The sequence below is a fragment of the Clostridium minihomine genome (assembly GCF_900240385.1).
Taxonomy (GTDB): Bacteria; Bacillota; Clostridia; order Oscillospirales; family Acutalibacteraceae; genus Faecalispora; species Faecalispora minihomine.
The window spans coordinates 456,908-480,819 of record NZ_OEQH01000001.1; the positions used below are offsets into that span (position 1 = coordinate 456,908).

17 protein-coding genes and 1 CRISPR repeat array are annotated in these 23,912 nt (G+C 43.7%); of the genes, 8 read left to right on the plus strand and 9 right to left on the minus strand.

Translation table 11 applies throughout. From position 1 onward, the window contains the following. Positions 1-717: 717 nt before the first annotated feature. Complete coding sequence (locus C1A02_RS02185) at positions 718-1,659, minus strand: hypothetical protein (protein WP_101696560.1); 942 nt, start codon at positions 1,657-1,659, stop codon at positions 718-720. A 604-nt stretch (positions 1,660-2,263) separates the two neighbouring features. Here C1A02_RS02185 and C1A02_RS02190 point away from each other — a divergent pair. After that, positions 2,264-2,548 carry a GlsB/YeaQ/YmgE family stress response membrane protein gene (locus C1A02_RS02190; protein ID WP_101696561.1) on the plus strand — a complete coding sequence of 95 codons (285 nt, stop codon included), beginning with the start codon at positions 2,264-2,266 and terminating at the stop codon, positions 2,546-2,548. A 173-nt stretch (positions 2,549-2,721) separates the two neighbouring features. Here the strand turns inward: C1A02_RS02190 and C1A02_RS02195 are convergent, their stop codons facing one another. After that, complete coding sequence (locus C1A02_RS02195; RefSeq protein WP_101696562.1) at positions 2,722-3,531, minus strand: protein-glutamine gamma-glutamyltransferase; 810 nt, start codon at positions 3,529-3,531, stop codon at positions 2,722-2,724. Then, positions 3,528-4,520 (minus strand): hypothetical protein, encoded by a 993-nt coding sequence (locus C1A02_RS02200; RefSeq protein WP_101696563.1) that lies wholly within the window; start codon positions 4,518-4,520, stop codon positions 3,528-3,530. Before C1A02_RS02200 ends, C1A02_RS02195 begins: the two co-directional genes overlap by 4 nt. A gap of 653 nt (positions 4,521-5,173) precedes the next feature. Further along, positions 5,174-6,965: a CRISPR direct-repeat array (repeat unit 33 nt; unit sequence GTCGTTCCCCACCCGGGGAGCGTGGATTGAAAT). Positions 6,966-7,117: 152 nt separating this feature from the next. Here C1A02_RS02200 and C1A02_RS02205 point away from each other — a divergent pair. The 3 genes from C1A02_RS02205 (at position 7,118) to C1A02_RS02215 (ending at position 10,687) form a co-directional block, all read left to right on the plus strand. Further along, positions 7,118-8,773: a DUF2207 domain-containing protein gene (locus C1A02_RS02205; RefSeq protein WP_101696564.1), complete on the plus strand. Its 1,656-nt coding sequence runs from the start codon at positions 7,118-7,120 to the stop codon at positions 8,771-8,773. Positions 8,774-9,067: 294 nt separating this feature from the next. Next, the gene (locus tag C1A02_RS02210; RefSeq protein ID WP_101696565.1) at positions 9,068-9,949 is read left to right on the plus strand and encodes an MBL fold metallo-hydrolase; all 882 of its coding nucleotides are present in this window, start codon (positions 9,068-9,070) and stop codon (positions 9,947-9,949) included. A gap of 108 nt (positions 9,950-10,057) precedes the next feature. After that, the gene (locus tag C1A02_RS02215; protein WP_101696566.1) at positions 10,058-10,687 is read left to right on the plus strand and encodes a hypothetical protein; all 630 of its coding nucleotides are present in this window, start codon (positions 10,058-10,060) and stop codon (positions 10,685-10,687) included. A 186-nt stretch (positions 10,688-10,873) separates the two neighbouring features. Here the strand turns inward: C1A02_RS02215 and C1A02_RS02220 are convergent, their stop codons facing one another. Then, positions 10,874-11,980 carry a PRK06851 family protein gene (locus C1A02_RS02220; protein ID WP_164997130.1) on the minus strand — a complete coding sequence of 369 codons (1,107 nt, stop codon included), beginning with the start codon at positions 11,978-11,980 and terminating at the stop codon, positions 10,874-10,876. 406 nt (positions 11,981-12,386) lie between these two features. Between C1A02_RS02220 and C1A02_RS02225 the strand changes: the two genes are divergently transcribed. The 4 genes from C1A02_RS02225 to C1A02_RS02240 all read left to right on the plus strand — a co-directional run bounded on the left by C1A02_RS02225 (position 12,387) and on the right by C1A02_RS02240 (position 18,252). Then, positions 12,387-13,223 carry a pentapeptide repeat-containing protein gene (locus C1A02_RS02225; protein WP_164997131.1) on the plus strand — a complete coding sequence of 279 codons (837 nt, stop codon included), beginning with the start codon at positions 12,387-12,389 and terminating at the stop codon, positions 13,221-13,223. 990 nt (positions 13,224-14,213) lie between these two features. Further along, on the plus strand, positions 14,214-16,298 hold the full coding sequence (locus C1A02_RS02230) for a sodium-translocating pyrophosphatase (protein WP_101696568.1): 2,085 nt from the start codon (positions 14,214-14,216) through the stop codon (positions 16,296-16,298). A 409-nt stretch (positions 16,299-16,707) separates the two neighbouring features. Next, on the plus strand, positions 16,708-16,920 hold the full coding sequence (locus C1A02_RS02235) for a cold-shock protein (RefSeq protein ID WP_101696569.1): 213 nt from the start codon (positions 16,708-16,710) through the stop codon (positions 16,918-16,920). Positions 16,921-17,004: 84 nt separating this feature from the next. Further along, entirely contained in the window at positions 17,005-18,252 is a 1,248-nt protein-coding gene (locus C1A02_RS02240) for a DEAD/DEAH box helicase (protein WP_101696570.1), read from the plus strand. Between the two features lie 66 nt (positions 18,253-18,318). Here C1A02_RS02240 and C1A02_RS02245 read toward each other — a convergent pair whose 3' ends face one another. The 5 genes from C1A02_RS02245 to C1A02_RS02265 form a co-directional block, all read right to left on the minus strand. Further along, positions 18,319-18,987, minus strand: coding sequence for a DUF6320 domain-containing protein (locus C1A02_RS02245; protein WP_101696571.1), 669 nt, complete (start codon positions 18,985-18,987; stop codon positions 18,319-18,321). After that, positions 18,974-20,254, minus strand: a complete 1,281-nt coding sequence (locus C1A02_RS02250; RefSeq protein WP_101696572.1) for a hypothetical protein — start codon at positions 20,252-20,254, stop codon at positions 18,974-18,976. The genes C1A02_RS02245 and C1A02_RS02250 overlap by 14 nt, the downstream gene beginning before the upstream one ends. Then, on the minus strand, positions 20,241-21,182 hold the full coding sequence (locus C1A02_RS02255) for an alpha/beta hydrolase (RefSeq protein ID WP_101696573.1): 942 nt from the start codon (positions 21,180-21,182) through the stop codon (positions 20,241-20,243). The genes C1A02_RS02250 and C1A02_RS02255 overlap by 14 nt, the downstream gene beginning before the upstream one ends. Before the next feature lie 391 nt (positions 21,183-21,573). Continuing rightward, positions 21,574-21,897 (minus strand): hypothetical protein, encoded by a 324-nt coding sequence (locus tag C1A02_RS02260; protein WP_101696574.1) that lies wholly within the window; start codon positions 21,895-21,897, stop codon positions 21,574-21,576. Positions 21,898-22,387: 490 nt separating this feature from the next. Next, positions 22,388-23,581, minus strand: coding sequence for a saccharopine dehydrogenase family protein (locus C1A02_RS02265; protein ID WP_101696575.1), 1,194 nt, complete (start codon positions 23,579-23,581; stop codon positions 22,388-22,390). Positions 23,582-23,912: the final 331 nt, after the last annotated feature.

Consider the following 23,912-nt stretch of genomic DNA (forward strand, 5'->3'; position numbering starts at 1 on the left):
ATAGGTACAAATTTGTGTTATTATTCTAGTTGAGAATCACAAGCTAAATATTTACATTTTTTTCTATTTATAGCAAAAAAAGGTGATGGGTGTTCATGGAACATCATTTTATTTTATAAAAATTCGCCTCGAAAAGACATTAAATTCTAGTCGAGACGTCTTTTGAAACGGTAGATTAGCGAATAATTAAAGGGATTCAAAACTCCTTTTCTTCGCGTAATTCCTCGCATATAATATTAACTTAAAGTGGTCAACGTTTAGCGGAGGCATTCTATCCCTTAGCGAGGGTAACCATCTAAAAACCTCCTTAAAATAAAAAAATCCCTGCGATCATTTTGATTGCAAGGATTTATCCTGCAAAATTCAACTGACGTATTACACAGTGCTGAAAAAAGGCAGAAAAACAGCCTGAAAACTGCGTGGGAATGCGGTTTTCAGGCTGTAATTTTAAGCAGTTTTTCGCTGCCTGGTTCATCCGTCGGCGGCTTAGAAGCCTCAGCCGAGATGCTTTTGATTTTGTATCGGTTTGGGCGGCTGGGTGTGCCGAAAGCAGAGAAAAAATAATTGCTGTTCAAGTTCAAAAAGGTCGAATGACAACCGGTATCTCTATCCTTTTGTATTTTATTCACTGTACTCGAAAGGGGATTTTTTCAATGGTTTTGCACCATGTTTTTTTATTTACACCACTCCTATGAGTGGCTCGAATGCAACTAAAAACTATATGGTAGAATAACCGAATTCGAGATCCACGGTTTTGCGTATGTGCAGTTGCGCGCTGCCATCGTTCGCAACGTTGGAAACATCAAAGCCCTGTGAGGATAATGATTCAAGAGAAAATTCTCCGGTTGCATTTGACGTGGTTTTTGCTGTAAAAACGGCACTTCCCCGAAAATTCACGCCTGTGGAAGGAGTCTGTTCCAGCCACCAGTCAGTCATTGCGTCCTCCAGCTGCCAGCTGCCGCCGCTCTTTTGCTCCCAGCCCATTTTGATTACTCTGTTGACCTGCGACAAGGAATCCCCAGAATGAATTTCCACATCTGCATACAGTCTGGCCTTCATTGGCCCTGCCGTCACATCTTTATACACCCTGCGGGTTGTAAGCTTTCCGGAAACCGGGGCGGGGGTTTCGTTTGTGCCTTCTTCACCCTCTGCTCTCACCGGCTCAGAGGAACTGTCCTTCTTATTTGCGTGTGACAGTTTTGCGTACAGGTAATCGTATGGTTCCCCTTCCACCACGGCATATTGATCAGGGTATGTGTCCTGTACATCTACAAGAAGATATTTCTGATGCTCTTTTTTGAAAACAAGGAAATTTTTAACCACACTTTCTGAATCATTCTCAACCGTAATGCTGATACTGTTGGAAGCGTCGCCGCTGAGATAATCTGCATCTGTCTGAAGAAACGAATCGTCTCCGCGTTTGAATTCTAATTGCTCCAGAAAGGCAGAAAATTCCGTGGCACGGCGGTTCACAAGGCCGTCTTTGAAGGTGGGGATAGGGCTGACATACTGTTCAATCGTCACAAAGTTCGAGGGAATATGGATTCGGAATATTAAATTTGACATCTGCTGGTATTGATATAGACCGAAAGAAAAAACCAATACTACCACGGCCGCAAGGCCTATGATAAGATTGCGAGTTCGATGAGAAATTTTCATATCGATCACCTTCCATGACAAATACCTATCCGCAGGCAATACGGATGGATACCCGCGATTTTTAAAAATGTTACAGAACAAAATAACCCAGACTTAGTTCATTGGAATCATTTCGTTTTCAGAACAGCACTGATTCGGGTGCCTCTAAGGGCGAGGTGCCCCGCTGTAAGGGGTATAATCAACTGGAATTAATTTCCTTATTAATATTCTAGTTCATAAGGCAAAGATTGTAAAGCTTTCAATCTTTGAATATTAGTTTTAAATTTTCACATAACTCTATTAAAAGGCAGAATCGATTCGCTTTTTTGCATTTTTCAAAATAAAGTCCTAAATGCCCGACATGCTTGACGTTGGTTGTTTCATGGCCATCAGAATAAGTGCGGTGCTTTATCTTATAAAGTTCAACTTGCCATTTTTGTTGATGAACCAGCCTTTCAGCATTTTCACAGCGAAATAAAACCCAAATGTCTCTGCTGCCGGTTCGTCATGGAATCTGGTATCGGAGACTTTTTAGATGAAAAATTCATAAATGATTATTACTCGGATATTCTAAAGAGTGAAAAAGTTTATAAAAAATATTAGAAAAGAAAGTAGATGAAAGTATATGGGCATCGTTTATTGGATTATATTAGGTGCATTAGCCGGATGGATCGCCAGTATGGTAGTAGGAAAAAACTCAGAGATGGGTGCATTTGCAAATGTATGCGTCGGTGTTGTGGGTGCATTTATAGGTGGATTTATATTCAACTTTATTACTGGTGTAGGGTTTACTGGATTCAACCTTTGGAGCTTGATTGTAGCGACAATAGGAGCAATCATTTTATTGCTGATTATTAATCTAATTCAGAAAACAAAACATGAAAATCGAGATCAACCCATCAATAGATAACCATCCAAACATCAAAGCCCACTGGAATAAGTCCAGTGGGCTTTCTGCTGGGGGCTGATCTTGATAGATGCTTTAAGTTCTTTGTCATTTCATAATCCTTGTGCAATATCGATTTGAATCATTCGAATGTTTCAAAATGAAACAATAACGCTATCAAAGCAGCAAACCTATCTCTAAATCGGCTGTGGGAAAGGCTGCCACTGCAGCACGGCGGGGCTTGCCGAAGAATTTGGAACCGCATCTGCCAGTTTTTTAAAGTTGGGACGGGCTGCAGAATTTTCCATAAAATAAGCCGATTGGGTGGCATCTTCTATTCGGTTGGCATTTAGCACACGGATGATCCGATCTGCGGTGGTAATCCCCATGCCGTGTCCATAGTACAACCCGTTTGGTAAAACAATGACATTTTCGCCTTGTAATTGAGAAACTTTCGGATCTACCTGAGGGTTTTTAAAATAGCACCGATCTCCCAGCAGGATATCTGTGACTTTTTTTGGCTCACCCACTTCTCGAAGCAGCGGATCTAGTTTGTGCCAGTTCATCAGGTAAATGGAGCGAAACAGACGATTAAATGTTTCCTCTGGGTAAACTTCCATCAAGGCCTTGTAATACACAATTACCATAGCAGTTGCACATTCTGTGGCATACTTTTGACCATTTGTAAAAATATCCTGAATGGCGTCGCTGGCCTTCACTCCGCTTTTCAGAAGAAAGCCGCCGTTGCTGGTTCTGGTCCAATAGTCCGGGTTGCATTCCGATTTGTGAAAAACGGCGAATTTGAGTTTGCTGGCGTTAAGCTTCCTTGCCGCATCAACAATTTCTTTGCGCAGAGAGAGCTCAAATTTGAGTTGATGCACAGTATTATACCGATAGGTTTCGGTGCTTTTGGACATCTGCTCTAAGAGCTGTTTTTCCACGTTGCTGTCGGAATAATCTGCGATGATTTCGGTGATTTCAAAAGGAGAGCCGGATATTGTAATCATTTGTCGCCCTCCGTTCTGGCTTTTGCTGCTTTTATTTGATCGATAACAGGCGCGTGCAGCCATTCTTTCCACGCAGATACGTTTTTGCTGCAGATTTTTTGAGAATATTCTGCCAGAACTTTTTGTTCCTCAACGCTGAGCTGCTGAAAAGCTGCCATGTTTTTATTCTCTTCGTTATCGAAAGAAGGAATTGGCTGTTTGCTGTGAGCCGAATCGCCTTTCTGCAGGTATTTGCGTTCCAGATCTACGGTACAGAACACTGGTTTACTGGAATACTGAAAGCATTCCTCTGTGAAATACAGGTATGGCAAATTCTCTTCCAGCCAGTGAAGATAGTCCTCGGCCTGCTTTTCTTTCTTGCCTTTTGAGGCCACGATATTTGTCTTGTCAATATTCAATAATTCGGTTGCCAATTCAATGTCTTTTGGGTTGGAAGACGAAAGATGTTGGGCAATTAACTTTAATATCTCGGGATTTTGAGAGCGGAAAAGCGCCCATACTAGGTCATGAATATGGCTCCCATTTCTGTTGCGCTTGAAAATCAAATCTACCACCAACGGTAATATGTCAATATCTTTATATATATTTATCAATACCGATACGGTGATGTCCAATATTTCTTCATAATCATCCTCGGGAATTTCTTCGGCACAGCCCGTTTCCAATATCCATTTGAGAACGGGATGCATCGAGTTCTGTTTAGAAGATAGATAATTGGGGCCGGTTGTTTTCGATCCTTTTACTTGATTTGTAATTTGCAGGGCGGCCATATTGCGCTTATTTAAATACTTTTGACTGTGATTCCGCAGGATTGGTTCGTGCAATACATACAGGCAAGGGAACATCAGCCGATTATCGTTGAGTAGGGTAACCGCGCGTTTGGAATCTGTTTGAAAAAGTGCATTTAAAGTGCTTTTACATTGATCGGGGCCTTCCTTTATCCGGATCTGATCCAGATAGCTGTAATCATTTGAATGATCTACATTCATAAAATCAACTCCGTCTTTTTTTATCCCCGTTAAAGCGTAACGCTGGCGGGAACATACAGGATTTCAGTCTCTTATTCCATGATATTAAGACAGAGTGTTCTTGTTTCTTAAAAAGATGAAAAACACAAAAGAAAGATGGTAAACGGATAAGGCTCTCTGGATAGAAAATGAGCAACCGTGTTTTTTATCCGGTTGATTTCAGTTATTAAAAATATTGTATTTTCATTTAAAATAAACTTTCTATTTGACCAAATGGTTTAGCTGCATGTAAAACAGTGAATTCCCTATCATTTGTTTCAGGGTTGCGCTGGATGGTTTTAAAATATATAATTAAAGTAATTGAACGTAATATGATTGCAGTTCCCTTTGTTTAGAAGTTTTTATTACAAGAACCGATGGGCATGTGAATTTGAAGTTGTAGGATGCCCCAAAATCAAAAGTGGAGTTGAGACTATCTTATGAATACAGAACCATTCTGAGAGGGGGGATGATTTTTGCGCGAATAGCAAGTGCCCATAAAATCGGTGAGGATTCGCACATGAAATTCTGTAATTTATAACACTAAAAATACATAAAGTATAATTTTTTTCGAGGCTTATGTTCTTAACTACCAAATATTGAAACAGAATTGCCTGTTATTTATTTGGTTTACAGTCGTTCCCCACCCGGGGAGCGTGGATTGAAATCCTCCTCTACGACGGAAATCGCCGCAGTCGCAGGTCGTTCCCCACCCGGGGAGCGTGGATTGAAATATTACCAAATCCGAAATAGGGAGGGAATAGACTTTGGTCGTTCCCCACCCGGGGAGCGTGGATTGAAATGATTTCGGCGAGAGAAAGTTTATCGAAAAACTAGGTCGTTCCCCACCCGGGGAGCGTGGATTGAAATTTTGATTGGGTCAAATGCTTGAACGCTTTGATCCAGTCGTTCCCCACCCGGGGAGCGTGGATTGAAATTGACACTTCTCCGCATTGTGTATGGTTACAACTTCCAGTCGTTCCCCACCCGGGGAGCGTGGATTGAAATCAGAGGATAGGATAGAAGAAAAAAGCAAACTGGAAGTCGTTCCCCACCCGGGGAGCGTGGATTGAAATCAGAGGATAGGATAGAAGAAAAAAGCAAACTGGAAGTCGTTCCCCACCCGGGGAGCGTGGATTGAAATATCCAATAGGGCATGAATGCCAAGCAAAGCCAAAGGTCGTTCCCCACCCGGGGAGCGTGGATTGAAATTACAATTTTTTTTGATAAGCCCATCTGACTTACCGTCGTTCCCCACCCGGGGAGCGTGGATTGAAATTACAATTTTTTTTGATAAGCCCATCTGACTTACCGTCGTTCCCCACCCGGGGAGCGTGGATTGAAATATCGGAAGACGGATTTTCCTGATAAATAAGATTTACCGTCGTTCCCCACCCGGGGAGCGTGGATTGAAATCCGCTTAATGGAGTATAACCCTGCATTGCCCGTTGTCGTTCCCCACCCGGGGAGCGTGGATTGAAATGGTACAGGCAATTGGATGGATGCACCTTTCCACCGTCGTTCCCCACCCGGGGAGCGTGGATTGAAATACTTGGTATGGATTTGGCTTACACACCGGACGCGCTGTCGTTCCCCACCCGGGGAGCGTGGATTGAAATCGGTATGAAATCTATACTTGGAATTTTGGCAATGGTCGTTCCCCACCCGGGGAGCGTGGATTGAAATTGTTAGCAAGGTAGTGGGGGACACATTATGCTTGGGTCGTTCCCCACCCGGGGGACGTGGATTGAAATGACGAGGCGATATGCGCATGGGTGCAACTTAAAGCGTCGTTCCCCACCCGGGGGACGTGGATTGAAATAAATAAACAGAAGAACGAAGCTTTTCATTTGGAGTCGTTCCCCACCCGGGGGACGTGGATTGAAATACCCGTGCGCCGTTGCTATACTCAATGCAATTGATAGTCGTTCCCCACCCGGGGGACGTGGATTGAAATCCAGCTGATCATTTACAAATCCATAGATGGATTGAGTCGTTCCCCACCCGGGGAACGTGGATTGAAATGCCATTGAGAGTGTCAGGTACAACAGAAGAAGCAGTCGTTCCCCACCCGGGGAACGTGGATTGAAATAGGTGATCTTGCACTAGCACTGACGGTATAGATAGTCGTTCCCCACCCGGGGGACGTGGATTGAAATAAGTGCATTAAACAGCCTGAAATGGATACCACTAGTCGTTCCCCACTCGGGGAGCGTGGATTGAAATGCAAAAGTATCCCTGCGTCATGTGTGCTCATAGGGGTCGTTCCCCACCCGGGGGACGTGGATTGAAATCAATCACACCACTCAAACTCTGGATACGATTCACGTCGTTCCCCACCCGGGGAGCGTGGATTGAAATAGTTTGTCCTTGGTAAGGACGAGGTCACGCGTTGTCATTTCCCACCCGGGGAACGTGGATTGAAAGAAGCTTTACGATGACGCCTATGATGTCATATCTGTATTTTCCCTCATATGAGGCTTGTGGATGGGAATACTGATTATCAAATGGGTTTACTTTCCAAGACTAAAGTGGTTCCTAATGGCGTTGGAATGTCTCATACACGAGAGGAGAGACCTATGAAATTAAAATCAAGAAGATGCTTTCTGCTTTCTGTGCTGGTTACAGTACTGTTCCTTTTCAATGCAGTGTCTGCATTTGCAGCAGAACAGGCTATACCGTCCATTCGGATTGATGCCGTTTTGCAGAGGGATGGCTCTGCAGCTATCACAGAAAATTGGGATGTGCGCGGTGTTTCCGGCGGCACAGAGTATTACAAGGCGCTGCATAACATGGATGGAATGAGCGTCCATTCGCTCATGGTAAAAGATGAGTCCGGAACACAATACAAAACGCTGGACAGCTGGGACCCAAATCTTTCCCGAGAAGAGAAAGCAGGCACCTGTGGTATTTTAAAAACATCCAATGGATATGAGCTTTGCTGGGGAATTGGTGACTATGGCGACCATCAGTATACGATTCAGTATGTATTGGATGGATTGGTAAAGGATTACGGTGATTATGCCGGATTTTATCATCAGTTTGTATCAGAGCTTTCCAGTGCTCCTGGGCTTGTTTCGATTACAATCCAGATGGCAGATACCGTTCTGACAGAAAACAATGCCCGCATTTGGGGATATGGATTTCCGGGCGAAGTGAAGATCGCCGAAAACGGCATCTTAAAGGCTTTTTCATCCCAGCCTCTTGATTCTAATCATAAAGTAAATGTGCTATGTCGCTTTGACAGGGCTTTGTTCCCCAAGGCATCCACTGCAGATATGTCTTTTGAACAACTTCAAAAGACTGCAGAAAATCGCGGTTCTCATGTGGCTCTCTATGTGTTTCTTGGCATTTTAGCAGCGGGAACTGCCGGCGCAGCTGGTTTCTTTATTTCCCGCTTTAAGCTGGCGGATGGTACGGCAGTCAGGCTGACCAGAAGAGATAAAATAGAGGTAACATGGTCGATTCCTTTTGGCGGCAGTATTCCGGCTGTATCTGCGGCAATGGAATTATTGCGCAAAAGGATTTCCTGTGGCAGCCTGATGAGTGCGTATCTCATCCGTTGGCAGAAAATTGGCTATATCGGTATTGAAGAACGGGAGAGAGAGAATAAAAGAGGACGACTTAAAAAAGAAGAAGCTATCGTCTTTTACCCCGACAAAACACCCACAAATGGGGTGGAGCAGTCGCTCTATCATATTCTGAGCCGATATGCCGATTCGGACGGAATTCTTTGGAGCTCTGCAATAGAAAAACAGGCAGAGAAGATTTATAAAAAACTCTGCGACTGGTCTAAAGAGGTAAACCGCGAAGGGGAAAAAGAACTAATCCGTTTGGGTGTGGCAGCAAAAGACAAAAACGGTGTCGTTCGATTTACTGCCCCGGGTTTTGATCAAGCGGTTCGAATGCTTGGTCTGCAGAAATACTTGAGAGAAATGCAAGAACCGAAAGACGGCGAAACGACCCAAAGAGAACTTTGGGGAGATTATCTTGTATTTGCCGCTTTATTTGATATGGGAGAACAGGTTCTGAAAAGCATGAAAACCCTTGACCCAGCTTATTTTGAAACCTTTTCGGGCATGTATGGTTATAACTCTTACCACATGATGTACTTTATGACCATGACCCATCATATCTCAAATTCAGCGGCCTCCAATGTATCTGGAACCGGTGGTGCGGCAGGGTCTGTTGGCGGTGGCGGTTTTTCCGGCGGCGGAGGTGGCGGCAGCAGATAATGTTTTTGCACCTTGCTGATTTACTGAGGCGGGCGTCTTTCGGGCTTATGCTTCACACTGTATTTCTTTGCAAAACAGCGGCTATCAACGAGTTGGTTCTTTTTTAAAACGTAACAATATTTTTATTAGAAGTTATCTAAAAACTTCAGACTCAAGGGAAATTCTGCTGAAAACCACATTTACCACTGCCCAAATGCACGAAATATCCAGTGTTTCTGTGTGTTTACTTTGTGTTTGGCTAAGGCGTTTTCGGCAAAGTTCCCGGCGGTTTTTCTTTAATGGAGGAGCTTTTTCATGTACGAACTAAATCAAGTTGGTGCAAACAGTTATTATGTTCAAAGTCCGGCAAAGATCGGAATTGTCAGACTCAATGACACCGAGGTTTGCCTGATCGATAGCGGAAGCGACAAGGATGCCGGCAGGAAGGTTCGGCAGATATTAGACGCCAATGGCTGGATCCTGAAAGCGATTTATAATACCCATTCCCATGCGGATCATATCGGTGGTAATCAATATTTGCAAAATCAGACCGGATGCAAAATTTATGTTCCTGGTATCGATTGTGCCTTTACCAATCATCCGCGGTTAGAACCGTCTTTTTTGTATGGCGGGTTTGCGCCAAAAGAATTGCAGCATAAATTTTTGATGGCTAAAGAAAGCAATGCGGAATGTCTGACAGAGGGTGTGCTGCCAAAAGGCATGAGTATCATTGCTCTTCCCGGTCATTGCTTTGATATGGTGGGGTTTCGGACAGCAGATGATGTGGTTTATCTGGCCGATTGCTTATCAAGCGCAGAAACGCTGGAGAAATACCAAATTGGATTTCTTTATGATGTAGCCGCTTATCTTGACACATTAGAAATGGTAAAGACCTTAAAAGCAAAGGCTTTTGTCCCTGCCCATGCAGAAGAAACGAATGACATTACTCCACTGGCCCAGATGAATATTGATAAAGTCCATGAAATAGCAGCGCATATCCTGAACATCTGTAACAATCCAAGTGTTTTTGAAACTGTTTTGCAGCATCTTTTCAATGCTTATCACCTGACAATGAATTTTCAGCAATATGTTTTGGTTGGCAGCACCGTTCGATCGTATCTCTCTTGGCTGAAAGATACGGGACGAATGGACGTGATTTTTGAAAACGGACAATTACTCTGGAAAACAATAGAATAATATTATCTCATTTTATAAAATTTTATAGGCAGGGCCGGAACAAGACGCTTTTTTATCGATTGTGTTAGAAGCGATACCGTAAACGGCTGAATGATAGAGGATACGAATATGGAATTTACATTTCAGCTCAGTTCCTATCATCAAGATGATTTGATGGAGCAGGTAAGCCGGGCGATGGAAAAACGAACGGAATGGAACTCCCGAAGAAAACTCCCAAAAATGTGGAGGGTCATTGAGCGGTTGGATGGCTCCAAAGCGCCGGAGCTTGTTGTGCGGCGCAGGGCAATTCGTTATAAAGTCTATGGAGTTATTTTGCTGGCTATGGGCTTTTTTCTGGTAATACCGGGGCTGATGGAGCCGAAAGAACTGCTCATACCACTCGTTACAGGGGGAATCTGTTTTTTGTTGGGGCTGATATATCTTGTGCCTCGCAAAAATCCATCCCGACAATTTCAAGCAGCGGCGGAGAAACTTCTTTCTGGCATGCAGACTTTCAAACAGTCGGAAGATGCGCCTGCTCTGGTGCACTTTATGCAAAAGGGCATGGTTTTGCCGGACGGAAAAGTGGTTCCATATGACTCTTTTGATGCCATCGTGGAAACTGAAAGCATTTATCTTTTCACTTGGGAAGAACGGGTGACCATCTTGCAAAAACAGGATTTGCAAAATAGGACACAAGAGGAGTTTCGTGTGTTTTTGATAGAAAATACACGCGTGAAAGCCGCATATATTACATAAGTTTCCGTTGGGCGACCACTGTTACAAAACAGTAGGGTTCGTTATAAAAAGCGGCTCGTTCCTATGAAATGCCATAGAAGCGAACCGCTTTTATATTTGAATTTTTCTCAAGAGGAATTTATCTTCTCGTCATGCATGAGTTCAAAACGGGTCAAAATGGAATCTGCTGTTATTATCCTCTATGAATCAGTCTGGTGTTTTGCCGAGTGTCAGAATTTGTTGGCAGACTTCATCTAGTTTTTGTTGTACGCGCTCAAAGTTCATATGTGGGATGTAGTACCCTTCCAGATCATCATGCAGCTTTTTTGTTCGGGACAGTGCATTTACAGCCTCTTTTAGCAGTGTGTGGTATGTGCTGACATCAAACGCTGTCGCATCTTTCTGCGATTCGGTCTGCGAAAGGTCCGTGTACTGCGTCAAGTCCAGTAGAATAGGATTGTGGCCTTTTAGCTCGAAGCTTTCCTGCTCTGAAATCAGTGCCAGTTTCAGTTCGGGAATCAGCAGCTGCTCAATGCGTGTTTCAGGTGCCAGCGGGCAGTAATACAGTTCGACATCCAGCCCGCGGAATAGCGCTTCGTCGGCGACCTTTTTCAGCATTTCATGCACGCCGACGCCCCACAGGTTCTTGATATAATACACTTTTTCTGCACTGTCTGCCAGTGATTCCAGATGATGCACAATCCCCGATGGAGTGATGGCGCTGGCAAACAGCCGGCGGGTCCTGCCCAATTTGCCGTTTCCCGAAATCCATGTCAGTTCCTCATCGATGACGCGCTGTGCTTGCAGCAGTGCTCCGGCTTTGTCTGTCGCCGAGCTCACTGTTTCTAAAATATCGTCCATCAGGCACTTGGCTGCGGAAAGGTATTGGTATGCACGTTTGTATTGCCGCTTGTTTTTTGCGTTGATACGCACAATTTCATCACGGTTACGGCGGATTGCTTCTGCATCCCAGTATTCTCCCAAATGGATGATCTCGTCCACCGCGGCGGGGTAGACAGGGTCAGTTACATGCGGAGCCGTTCCGTCAACAAGTGACACGCCTAGCGCCGGAATCACCAAACCGTCCAGTGAGTCCGGATCCGATGCACAGTGCAGGTACTCTAGCTGATACCCTTCCAACAGCATCCGTTCGCCGATGCGCTTCAAAAATGTAGATTTGCCCACACCGGGGCCTCCTTTTAAGCAATAGATACGATTGGCCTGCGCATGCGGCAGGATGTAATCAAAATAAGAGAAGAAGCCTTGGCTGGTATTATTTCCGGGGAACATGTGACGAATCATTTTTTCTGCCATAGAAACACCTCACAATACTCACAATATGTGTATTTTCTGTATCATACTATGCGGGGGCAATATTCCCAGTACCTATATTCTAAAAAATAAAAATATTGACTTGATGAGTTTTGAGCGTAAAACGGCTTGTTCCAAACAGAAAGGACTCGCTTTCCTTTATAATTAAATTGCGATATAATAACCTCACGGTGTAAGCCAAAGCAAAGCTTTGGCTTACACCGTGAGAGAACATGGAATCATAGCCGCCGTTATTGTTCCGGTACGACTTCGCCGTTTCTTATGATATAAGAAAAAATGTATTTATATGTGAAAAGGCTGTTATATCTAACTTTCTAATATGTTTACGATGGACATGCACGTGATAGCAAAAATGAGACATTAATATATAATTAAAATGAGGGTCAGTATGAAAAGAGCGAGAAAATATAAGCATTTAAACGTCACAATCTTATGTATAATATTTGTTCTGTATTTACTCATTACCATTTTATTAACTGTGCTATATGAAGTGTTACCTCTTTACAACCTTTTTGGAATTTGGGGCAAGGATTCTTTTTATGAGACTATTGTGACTGGAATGTATAGCAGTCTTATCGACTTCTTAGTTTTTAGTGTTTTATTAACGTTTCTTTTAAGCCGATGGGAGACTAAGAATATAATAAAAAACTATTTGGATGAAATTGAAGCATGTCGCTTCTGGTTCAGCGAGCAAGCTGCATACAAGCTACGCTCATTAATACGATTGTTGCAAGAAGAAAACGTGCTTTCACTCAACTTAACTAAATGTTATTTGTTTAATGTTCAATTAAAAAAAACTAAATTTATTGACTGTCAAATGATGGGAGCTGTACTCAGCAATTCAAATTTCGAGCATTCTGAATTTACTAGAAGTAATTTACAGGGTGCATTTTGTGAGGGTACTGCTTTTAAATCTTGTACATTTGAAACCTGCGGGCTGAGATTACTAAAATGCACAAATGCTAATATGTCAAGTATCAAAATGAATGATTGTAATCTGGAAATGACAGACTTCACAAAAGCAGATTTGAGGTATTCTATATTAAAAAATTGCAATCTAAAAAAAGTGATTTTTTTAGATTGCAATTTAGAGAGAGCAAATTTAATTGGCTGTAAAAATATTCATGTTCCTGATTTGATTAAGTGCCAAACCTTGAAGTATGCAAAACTTGATGCAGAGATTATTGACTTGGTAAAGCAGCTATGTCCAAGTTTACTAGAATAGTTCAAAGTGATTTTATTTTCCCCTGAACGAAAAAAACAAATGTTTCAATACTTATTTTCTTCGTTCAGGGGGGAATCGAACCCACCGCATGATATAATAAATATATCACGCCTGCCAAGGCACTGAACTATTTTTAGTATATCATACCAGTGTACGAATAGCAATTAATATTACAGCGTATGCTTTAGGATGTAATTTTGTTAATTGGTAAACTTCTCACTCTTCATTGTGTTTAAATTACCCTGTATGAATAGAGAGGGATATTATCTAAATAATACAGTTGTCAAAACAGTTGTCAAATTGATTTTAAATTTCACATTCTGTTTCTAAACACACAGCAAAAGGGTCATATTCACATTTTATTAATAACCTGTTGACAAACTTCGACTGAAGTTGTAAAATAAACGCAATTAAATAGTTTGATTTCCGGTTGGGCAGATATTTGTGTTATTTGTGATGATATCTGTTTTCAAGATTTTGTAGCTCAGGGTGGAGGCTTCGCGAGAAGCTTCCACCCTTTTTGCGTTTAATTTATTGCATTTTTATGCTTAACAGAAAGGAGGGGGGGCTTATGTTGTCTGCTGAACGGATATTTGTGTCTTTGTGTTTCATGGCAGCCGTCACAGTTCCTTCTGTCTCGGTAATATCCCAGACGGTTCTGATGCAGTTTTTTTGACAGCAATGGTAGCCATCTGAATTATTGTCGGCGACTGATACCGATTCTTATACATGGCTTTTATCCCTTTGATTCAGCTGTCTATTGTGTTTGTACTGACTGCAAAAAGAAAAGAAGAAGCCGGAATGACTTCGTTTTGCACAATCGGAAACCGGAAGAAGGTGTGTTCACAGATATCTTTCTAAGCTGTGTGTTTGTTGCTTGGCGCAGCGCCGGTCTTTTTTGGCTGATTGCAGTTTGGTTGATAGGCAAAAAAGTTATCTGTTCTTAATTCTATATTATCAGGAATGAAAAATGAAAAGGAGTGAACCCCAATGCAAAATATGTTTTGGGTTGGTTTCGTCGGGTTTATACTGGCTATTCTTTTTGCTTATGTGCAGAAAAAAAGAGTTATGAGCTATTCCGAAGGAACTGAGAAAATGCAAAAAATAGCCGCGTCTATCCGTGCCGGAGCCAACGCCTACCTAAGGCAGCAGTATTCTGCTGTGGCAAAAGTGTTTGTTGTTGTGTTCCTTGTTCTGCTTGCCATGGCCTTTGGCACGAACGGGCAAATGCTTTCTAAATTTACCCCCTTCGCTTTTTTGACAGGCGGTATTTGGTCGATGCTGGCTGGCTTTATTGGAATGAAAATCGCTACCAATGCCAATGCCCGCACTGCTCAGGCGGCATCAGAAAGCCTGAATAAAGGCCTGCGTGTCGCATTTTCCTCAGGCTCTGTCATGGGCTTTACGGTGGTAGGATTGGGCATTTTGGATGTTACGGTTTGGTTCTATTTGCTGCATTATGGGTTTAATATTACCGATCCCGTCCAATTGGGCAACATTATGGTAATGAATGGTATGGGTGCTTCCTTTATGGCTCTGTTTGCTCGTGTAGGCGGCGGTATCTATACCAAAGCGGCCGATGTGGGCGCTGATTTGGTCGGCAAGGTAGAAGCCGGCATCCCTGAAGATGATCCTCGCAACCCTGCTACGATTGCCGATAATGTGGGGGATAATGTAGGTGATGTGGCTGGTATGGGCGCCGATCTGTACGAGTCTTATGTAGGATCTATTTTAGCAACTTTTGCATTGGCAGCTGCGGCCGGTTATGGTTTTGAAGGTATGCTCTTACCCATGTTGCTTGCGGTATGCGGTATTATATGCTCGATTATCGGTTCTTTTTTTGTCAAGACAAAAGAGGATGCCACCCAGAAGTCTTTGCTGGTTTCACTTCGTACCGGTACTTATTTGGCTGCCGGTTTGTCTGCTGTTGTGGCGGCTCCTCTGACTTATTACACCGTTGGGAATTGGGGCGTGTACGTCGCCATTCTGTGCGGACTGATTGGCGGATGTGCCATTGGCTATTTTACAGAATATTATACTTCGGATACGTATCAGCCAACTCAGAAACTGGCAGCTTCCTCCGAAACCGGTTCTGCAACGGTTATCATTGGCGGCCTGTCTTTGGGAATGAAATCAACAGCTACTTCGATTCTGATCGTGGTTGCTGCTGTCATCGTCAGTTTCTTTGCTGCCGGGGGAGCAAGCAGTTACAACATGGGCCTGTATGGCATTGGAATTGCCGCTGTTGGCATGCTTTCTACTTTAGGAATTACACTGGCCACCGACGCTTATGGGCCTGTGGCAGATAACGCAGGTGGTATTGCCGAGATGGCCGGCCTTCCCGATGAAGTTCGGGAGCGCACCGATGCACTGGATTCTTTGGGTAACACCACCGCTGCCACCGGCAAGGGGTTTGCCATTGGCTCTGCATCTTTGACTGCGTTGGCTTTGCTGGTGTCTTATGTAAACATTGTAACTGAGAAGGGCTTCACCATGAACCTGTCTTTGACCAATCCTACGGTTCTTGTGGGACTGTTTGTGGGCGCAATGCTGACTTTCGTATTCTCTGCCTTTACCATGAGTGCGGTGCAGGTTGCGGCTGAGTCCATTGTGATGGAAGTCCGCCGCCAGTTTAAAGAAATTGCCGGTATTATGGAAGGTACGGCAGAGCCTGACTATGAATCTTGTGTCAGCTTGTGCACCAAAGGCGCTTTGCGCGAGATGGTTGCACCTGCGCTGTTAGCTGTCATTGTTCCGATTGTTGCCGGACTGATTTTGGGTGCCGAAGGTGTTGTGGGACTTTTGGGCGGCGTATCCGTTACCGGTTTTGCCATGGCTGTATTTATGTCGAATGCCGGTGGCGCATGGGATAATGCAAAGAAGTACATTGAATCCGGGCATCACGGCGGGAAAGGTTCTTCCTGCCATAAGGCAGCGGTGGTCGGTGATACGGTGGGAGATCCGTTTAAGGATACCTCTGGTCCTTCCTTGAATATTTTGATTAAGCTGTGCTCTACCGTTTCTATTGTATTCTCTGGCTTGATTCTTTCTTTTAACTTAATGGGTCTGCTGTAAGTGATCGACAAAACCAGCTCCGGCCGAATTCAGCCGGAGCTGGTTTTAGTATTATATATATAGTATAGATAGATGCCAAGTGATGGACTATCCATATAGGAATGGATATAAAGAATAAAGGTGGGGGAAAGTTTTTTCCCTTAAACAGAGAAATGTTCTTATAGGCTTTCTGCATTCAAAGATTATTGGCAAAAAACAATTCACACAAAAATTTTAAGCACAATTCATTGGAATTTTAATAGTAGGGGTTGACTTTTGATAAAATGTATGTTAAAGTAAGTGAGTATTCTAAAAATGTTACATTGCCTCACATATTTTTGTAAGTCATTGATTCGTTTCATGAGTTATAAAAATATGTGATTTTTTGTGCAGTTACGGGTGCAAATATATGGATGGAGGTACCTATTATATGAATAACGGTACAGTAAAATGGTTCAATTCTGAAAAAGGCTTCGGCTTTATCACCAACGATGACGGCAGTGACGATGTGTTCGTTCACTTCTCTGCCATTCAGTCCGAAGGCTACAAGAGCCTGAACGAAGGCGACAAAGTCACTTTCGACACAGAACAGGATCCCAAAAACAGCCGCAAGCTGCGCGCTGTGAACGTAAGAGTAGCATAACGAAAACGGATGAAAGGCCACCAATTCCAATCGGGGTTGGCGGCTTTTCTTTGACTCACTGAAACATTAGTAGAAATGGAGATTATGATTATTACTAACTTTGAAAAATTTGGCTTTACACCGGAACTGCTGCGGGGAATTGAAAAAATGGGATATTGCGATCCGTCCCCTGTGCAGGAAGCAGCAATAAAACCGATGCTTGATAAACAGGACCTGTTAGTACAGGCTCCCACCGGAACCGGAAAAACAGCTGCGTTTGGTCTTCCGATTTTAGAAAATACAGATCCCGCTAACCGTCAGATTCAAACGGTGATTCTGTGCCCCACGCGGGAATTGGCAGTGCAAACAGCCAGCGTTCTGAAAAAAATGGCTGCATACAAACAAGGGATTCGAATTCTTGCGCTGTATGGAGGAGAACCCATTCAATACCAGATTGCGGCACTGAAACGCTGCCCGCAAATTGTGGTGGCCACACCCGGGCGTATGATGGATCATATGCGCCGCAGAACCACTCGGCTGAACGGCGTCAACTGCATTGTGCTGGATGAGGCGGATCAGATGTTGGATATGGGATTCCGCGAAGACATCCATACGATTTTACAGGGGGTTCCCGACATAAGGCAAACGGTGCTGTTTTCTGCAACTTTGTCCCCTGAGATTAAAAAGATTGCGACACAGTATCAGAAAAACACACAGCAGATTTGCATTCAGCCCAATATCACGAAAGTGGAAAAGGTGGAGCAATTCTATTGCGAAATTCGCGGCAACAAGAAGCTTTCGGCTTTGTTACAGTTGCTGCAGAAAAAGCAATTTGAACTTTCTTTGGTTTTCGTTGCAACAAAAGTGATGGCAGACAGCTTGGCTGCTCAACTGACAGAAGCCGGATACCCGGCAGAAGCGATTCACGGTGACTTGCGCCAAAGGCAGCGTGATAAGGTAATGCAGCGTTATCGTGACGGCAAAGTGAAAATTCTGGTTGCAACCGACGTGGCCGCCCGCGGCATTGACGTTGGGGGAATTGACGCAGTGGTAAACTATGATATTCCCGGGGATGCGGACAGTTATGTGCACCGCATTGGACGAACCGGCCGAGCCAACCACAGCGGTGTTGCATATACTTTTATTTATCCCAAAGAGCGGGGCAAGCTGCATGGAATTATTTCCAGCACCAAAGCGTCCATCAACCCGGTTGTTTTGGATACAAAGGTGGCCTTCCCTGATTTTTCAAGCCTTCCGAGGCAGTACAAAAAAGACAATCGGGGCCAACAAAAAAATGGAAGAAAACCTTGGAAACAGGATCAGCCTATGCATAGACAGGCGTTAAAAGCCTAATCTGTTTTCAAAAATGAAAGCCTACACAAGCAGCGAATGTTCGCCGATTGTGCAGGCTTATTTTTATTATAGATGGAGCCTTCGCTGAATTTCGGCCCAAAGTGCTTTTCCCTCAAAAAACAGCAAAAAGGCCAGAAAAACAATGGAAATTCCAAAACTGACGGCCGATGGAATTACCACATGAACCGCACCCGTCAACATCAGGATAAAACAGACGATTCCCAAAATACAATCTATCATCAGGTACAAAATGTAATCCTGAGTATCCAGTCTGCGGACTTTTGCCACGATAGCCATGGCAATCATAGCACAGGAACAAAGAATGGGGAAGACAAAGTCTAACGACCAGCCGCTGAAACCTGTTAAAAAGTCCCAGAAAACAGCGATGAGTGAAATGCTGATTACCTGCCAAAGAATGTTTTTGGGCAGGTTTTTTCGCTTTTTCATCATTAGAGCAAAATCAACCCATAAGCTGCCAATCCCCGCAATCACAAAGAGTGACCACCATCCGCCGGAAGGCAGAATCATATTAATAATAATACAAATAGCCGCTGCACACACGCTTCCAAAAGCCATCCATGCAATTAAAATTCGACTGACCGGAAGCCGGGGCTCCGGCAGATGAGGGAACGGGTTGCCCGAGCCGTCCGGAGTTCCAATGGGTTTCTTCTGGCAGAGTGGACAGCGCTTTTGATTTCCGGGCAAATCCACTTTACAATGGTTACACCTGAGCATGCGCCTCCTCCTCTCTGCTATACTGTTCCAGATTGGACACCACCTGCACCGAAATTCCCATCTCGGTCAGGCGGCGGAAAAAACGCCGCTGAATCCCGGTGTCCGTTAGCTGAGACGATACGCTGATGGCCAGAGTATCACCAAAGGAGCAAAGGCAAAGCTGTGGGCGCTTGGTGCTGACAAACACATCAAACAGCCGGATATGCTCTGCTGCCTGCGCTGGTATTGAAACCCGGCCAATATTAGAGAAAGCCGCGGTGTCTTCGCCCTCTGCCAAAAGTCCGCTGATGCGCAGAATGGGAATTTTAACCGGCAGAGGAATGGCTTTAATAAAAGGATTATTTTCAAGAGTCGAATATCGGCTGATGATTCCTTGCAGATTTTCCTGGGTTAACTGCTGCCGAAAGGATTCACGCACATTTGAAAGGACTTGCGAAAACTCCTGTCCATCTTTTTGAAAGTGATGAGAAATTTGAATCACACCAAAAAAATTCCGGGCGGTCTGAGCCGGGAAAAAACGGCGAAGATCCACCGGTACGGTGATGACCACGGGGCGATTTCTTTCGCGAACAGCCATTCCTTCAAAAATGGAGCACATCAGCAGTGAAACCAAAAATTCGCTCAATGTGGCATCGTTCTCATGCGCTTTTTGCAGCACGGCTTTGGCGGATAAAAACCCTTCTGTAATTCCGATTCGGTTTTCGGGCAGGCGTGTGCCCCGAAGCCGATAAGCAGGGCAGCGCTTCTTTGTGTGGTCGTTCTTAGTTTTGTGATAATATTGATAAAAGGCATCTTGACTTTTTTGATCTTGAGAAGCGTCATAGTCGGCCAACTGCTCTGAAATTCCATATTTTTTAGACAGATATGAAAAGACCAAAGTGCGTAAAAACTGCATTGCTCCGGTGCCGTCTGACAAAACATGAAATACTTCTAAATGAATTCGTTTTTGATAATAAAGCACGCGAAACAATAAGCCGGGTCTGTCCTCGTTGTAAATAGGGCTGCAAACGGGTAGAACCTCTTCAGTAACCTGGGCATGGAGATTGCTTTCTTCCAGATAGTACCAAAACAATCCCTTTTTCAAAATGGAGCGGTACAACGGAAATTCCTGAATGGTTTCGTCCAACGCATCCTGTAAAAATGTGCTGTCTACCGGCTCGTTCAGCTCGCATACAAAGCGAAAGACCTTTGTGTCCCGATTGGTGCTGGTAGGAGGAAAGATCTTCGCGGCATTGTCCAGCCGGCTCCATTGTTTACGTTTTGCCATGAAGAGTACCCCTTTGTAAAAAAACGTTAATTAAATCATAGGTCTGCTGCACATGTTCAAACCGCGGCGGAAGCATCATATAGGCGTGAAGTGCATCCATCATCCGAACAATTTCTACCTCATTTCCGGCGACACGCAGTTTTTCCCCATATGCCTCTCCTTCATCTCTAAGCGGGCAATACTCTGCCGTAATCAGCAAGGTGCGGGGCTGGCGTGAAAAATCCGATGCCAGAAGCGGCGCGAAATAAGGATTTTTTAAATCATTATCGGAACTTCGATACAGCTCAATAAAACTTTGAATTCGCCGGGAGGTAAGAAGATAGTCTGTTCCGTTGTCGCGGATGGACGGAAACGGAGATTGATCGCTGTGGTCATTGTATGTGGAAGGATACAAAAGGATTTGCCGCTGGGGGAGGAATTCGCCCCGATCCCGCGCCATCAGCGAAACAGCTGCAGCCAGATTTCCCCCGGCACTGTCCCCGATCAGCGTAATAGAGTCCGGGACGATACCCGGGATTCGTCCGAGAAAAAATTCACGGGTTACCGCATAGCAATCTTCCACCGCGGCGGGGAATTTGTGCTCCGGCGCCAGCCGGTAATCCACAGACGCTATCGTACAATTCACCGCTTTTGCAAGATCGGCGCAGACGCCGGTATAGTTTTCGATTCCGCCCGTTACCCAGCCGCCGCCATGGAAAAAAAGCAGCAAAGGAAAATTCCCTTCTGCTTCCGGGGAAAAAAGGCGCACCGGAATGGCATGATCCTCATAGAAAACCTGATGATCCCACATGTTATAATCTTTGGGTTTTCCGCGCAGACGCGAAGTAAGCACTTGAATCTGCCGTTCCATTTTATAGGATTTTTTTACATCCGGTTCTAGGGATGTAATTGCCTTGAGTGCTGCCTGCATAACTTTGTTGATGGCCAAATATCCCACATCTCCTTCTTTATAAAAGGAAAAAACAGTGAAGCTGTTTGCTTGCGTAACTATTTGATGAGAAAAACAATACGTAGTGTAGTTTTTATGGTTGAAATACGCTTACTGATTACCACTTTTATAAAAGTGTGCCGGCAATCTGCATAACACGATATATGTTTGTGCCTGGCTATATTCTATAAAATTATACCATAATTAGGGGTTAATATCCAATGGAACGTTGTACAAAGAAAGAAGTTGGGTTGCTTTTGGGCATCTTATCTTTCTGCCTTTTCAAAGGAACGAGGTGCTTCCATTTGATTTTGGATGCTGATGTTAGAATGAAGTTTTTGTTCTAAAAACAGAAAACGCGCCCAGCCAGTTGACTGAACGCATAATAATATCATTTTGCCTTTTTCTTAAATAAGGGAATCACTTGGATACTGGCATCATCGGCCCATTCAATCATCTGATTCATCGCCGTACGGGTGATTTTGCTGTCTTCTTTTAGCACTTCTACATCTTCCTGCAGCCTGTACAGCTGTTGTTCAACAGAGATTAGTCTGCCATCCATAGAATCCAATCGGCTGTCCATGGAATCTAATCGACTGTCTACGGAATCCAGCCTGCTGTCCACAGAATCCAATCTGCCATCTACAGAATCCAGTCTGCTATGTATTGGTTTTAATAATTCTGCAATCGCTTGCAAGTCGTTTTTATCCAGCATTGATGACGCCTCCTTATAAAAGGTAGTATATCATTTGCAAGACCTGGTTACAAGCCCTAAAAGATCCCATAATTTTATCGGGGGATAGGTGTTTCTCAGAGAAAAATCCTTTGGTTTTCTTTTTTAAAAAAGCTATAGTATAATGTATGCTTGAGTTTTTTTGCTAGTACAGAAAGAAGTAATTTTGGTGTAGAGCATCTGAATGAGTGAGCTTTCCCAGTCGTTTTGTTTGCCATAGAAAAATAGAAGCCGATCTATTTTTGCCTCCCGTTGCTCTTTTCAAACTGTTTTATCGTTTGATGAATTTCTAGTTCATTCCGATACAAGGCTAACCGATCTTTACTTAGAATAAATGCAAGATTTAATTGTAGCAGACAGCAAGAGGAGTTATGTTATACTTGCGTTCCGGTAAAAAAGTCTCCTGTTTAGCAAAAGTGCTAAACGGGAGACTTTTTTATTGATAGAATTGCATTTCAATCTATTCTTAAGATTAATATACTTCTTTAACCGTAAGTTCTTCGTTTACCGTAAATCCAAATCCATCATCGCGAATTCTCTTTACCGTTTCTTTGACAAATTTATCAGCATCTTCAATGGCCTCTTCCGCTACCATAATGCCTTTTTTTGTTATCTCACCTTTTGCCAGCATTTCAGCGCCGATAATCAGCGGAATTGCGGTCAGTGGGGCCATGTTTCCGGCTACTCTGCCCACATAAGACATTCCTTTTCCGTCTTTTTCGCCGTGCAGCTCTGCGGCTGCGCATGCAGTAACTCCTTTTAAGAATTCCTGAAGTTCTGCCTCGGTCATTTCCGGTCTGCTTGCTTTTTGGGCGATTAACACGGCCAAAGCAAAGTCACGGGGCGACACCGGATTACCGTTGATGTTCAGCTGATGAGTGGAGGTCAGGCCGGCCAAGCTGAGGTCTTTAAATCCTTGATATGCCGATGCCGGTTCCAAGCTGAATCGGACAGATACATTGGGGATTCCCGGGGCATATTTGGGGAAGGTAAAGACTTCGGGGTGGCCGATTCTGGTGACCTTACGCACTCCATAAGGCTCTCCAAAGTCGAAATCCCATTCTTCCCGGAAGGAAGGCTCATTGAATTTTTCTCCGTTTCTAATGTAGGGGGCGTTATGTACACATTCTAACATGTGTCCAAGTACTGCAGGGCCGCCCGGCTCTTGTTCATCGCAGGCAAAATAGAAAATTGCTTCTTTCAGCGAATCAAAGTAACGCTGTTCTGCACTGCATGCCAGCACAGAAAGGAACCCGGGGCTTGCCCCCAAACCCATCACCATGCTCAAGCCCTTTTCTTGTGCTTTCTTGGGTAAGTCAGATTCAAATATTTTATGAAATGCTTCGATGTCATCGCAGAAATCGATATAGTGCTTGCCTGCTTTTATGGTCGTTTCTATAATTTTATATGCCAGAATATGATAAGGGCCTGTGCAGTTAGCAACCACATCGCAATCTTTGATGAGTTCATATAATGCGTTTTCATCCGAAACATCAACTTGCGCTGCTTTGACGATTGGCGAATTAAGACCTTCAACAATCTTCTTGTTCTTTTCCAGATTGCGAGAGGAAATAATTACCTCGTCAAAAATACTCCCATGGTTGATTAAATCTCTAATACCATAAAGTGCTTGGGAACCTGCTCCACCTAATACAACTAGTTTCATAATAAAACCTCCTTAAAATGTTTTTGTGTATCGGCTTACTACACTCTAAGGGCATTATAGCACCAAACATATCAAGAGTCCATTATTTGGAAAAATATTTACAGTTATTAAATATTTATAAGCTACAATATGGAAAAATACCCGATTGATACCTCTGGAACCTCTTTTTCTTTTGCTTTATTAACAAAAATCAAGATGTATTTTTGCATGAAATGAATTTGCCAGAAAGATTTTTATGCAAAGGAATCACTTTGTTTTATCTTAGAGAAAAACAGGCGGCTTTTTGCTTCATGCTCTGATAAGAAACGAAAGCAATTTCATTCTTTGTTGT

What these genes read in the sequence shown, in the direction of transcription:
- C1A02_RS02220 (WP_164997130.1), bottom strand. Translation starts at nt 11,980, where the DNA reads ATGGCAGAAAAAATGATTCGTCACATGTTCCCCGGAAATAATACCAGC.
- C1A02_RS02225 (WP_164997131.1), top strand. Translation starts at nt 12,387, where the DNA reads ATGAAAAGAGCGAGAAAATATAAGCATTTAAACGTCACAATCTTATGT.
- C1A02_RS02265 (WP_101696575.1), bottom strand. Translation starts at nt 23,581, where the DNA reads ATGAAACTAGTTGTATTAGGTGGAGCAGGTTCCCAAGCACTTTATGGT.
- C1A02_RS02250 (WP_101696572.1), bottom strand. Translation starts at nt 20,254, where the DNA reads ATGGCAAAACGTAAACAATGGAGCCGGCTGGACAATGCCGCGAAGATC.
- C1A02_RS02240 (WP_101696570.1), top strand. Translation starts at nt 17,005, where the DNA reads ATGATTATTACTAACTTTGAAAAATTTGGCTTTACACCGGAACTGCTG.
- C1A02_RS02215 (WP_101696566.1), top strand. Translation starts at nt 10,058, where the DNA reads ATGGAATTTACATTTCAGCTCAGTTCCTATCATCAAGATGATTTGATG.
- C1A02_RS02195 (WP_101696562.1), bottom strand. Translation starts at nt 3,531, where the DNA reads ATGATTACAATATCCGGCTCTCCTTTTGAAATCACCGAAATCATCGCA.
- C1A02_RS02230 (WP_101696568.1), top strand. Translation starts at nt 14,214, where the DNA reads ATGCAAAATATGTTTTGGGTTGGTTTCGTCGGGTTTATACTGGCTATT.
- C1A02_RS02190 (WP_101696561.1), top strand. Translation starts at nt 2,264, where the DNA reads ATGGGCATCGTTTATTGGATTATATTAGGTGCATTAGCCGGATGGATC.
- C1A02_RS02260 (WP_101696574.1), bottom strand. Translation starts at nt 21,897, where the DNA reads ATGCTGGATAAAAACGACTTGCAAGCGATTGCAGAATTATTAAAACCA.
- C1A02_RS02185 (WP_101696560.1), bottom strand. Translation starts at nt 1,659, where the DNA reads ATGAAAATTTCTCATCGAACTCGCAATCTTATCATAGGCCTTGCGGCC.
- C1A02_RS02235 (WP_101696569.1), top strand. Translation starts at nt 16,708, where the DNA reads ATGAATAACGGTACAGTAAAATGGTTCAATTCTGAAAAAGGCTTCGGC.
- C1A02_RS02200 (WP_101696563.1), bottom strand. Translation starts at nt 4,520, where the DNA reads ATGAATGTAGATCATTCAAATGATTACAGCTATCTGGATCAGATCCGG.
- C1A02_RS02210 (WP_101696565.1), top strand. Translation starts at nt 9,068, where the DNA reads ATGTACGAACTAAATCAAGTTGGTGCAAACAGTTATTATGTTCAAAGT.
- C1A02_RS02205 (WP_101696564.1), top strand. Translation starts at nt 7,118, where the DNA reads ATGAAATTAAAATCAAGAAGATGCTTTCTGCTTTCTGTGCTGGTTACA.
- C1A02_RS02245 (WP_101696571.1), bottom strand. Translation starts at nt 18,987, where the DNA reads ATGCTCAGGTGTAACCATTGTAAAGTGGATTTGCCCGGAAATCAAAAG.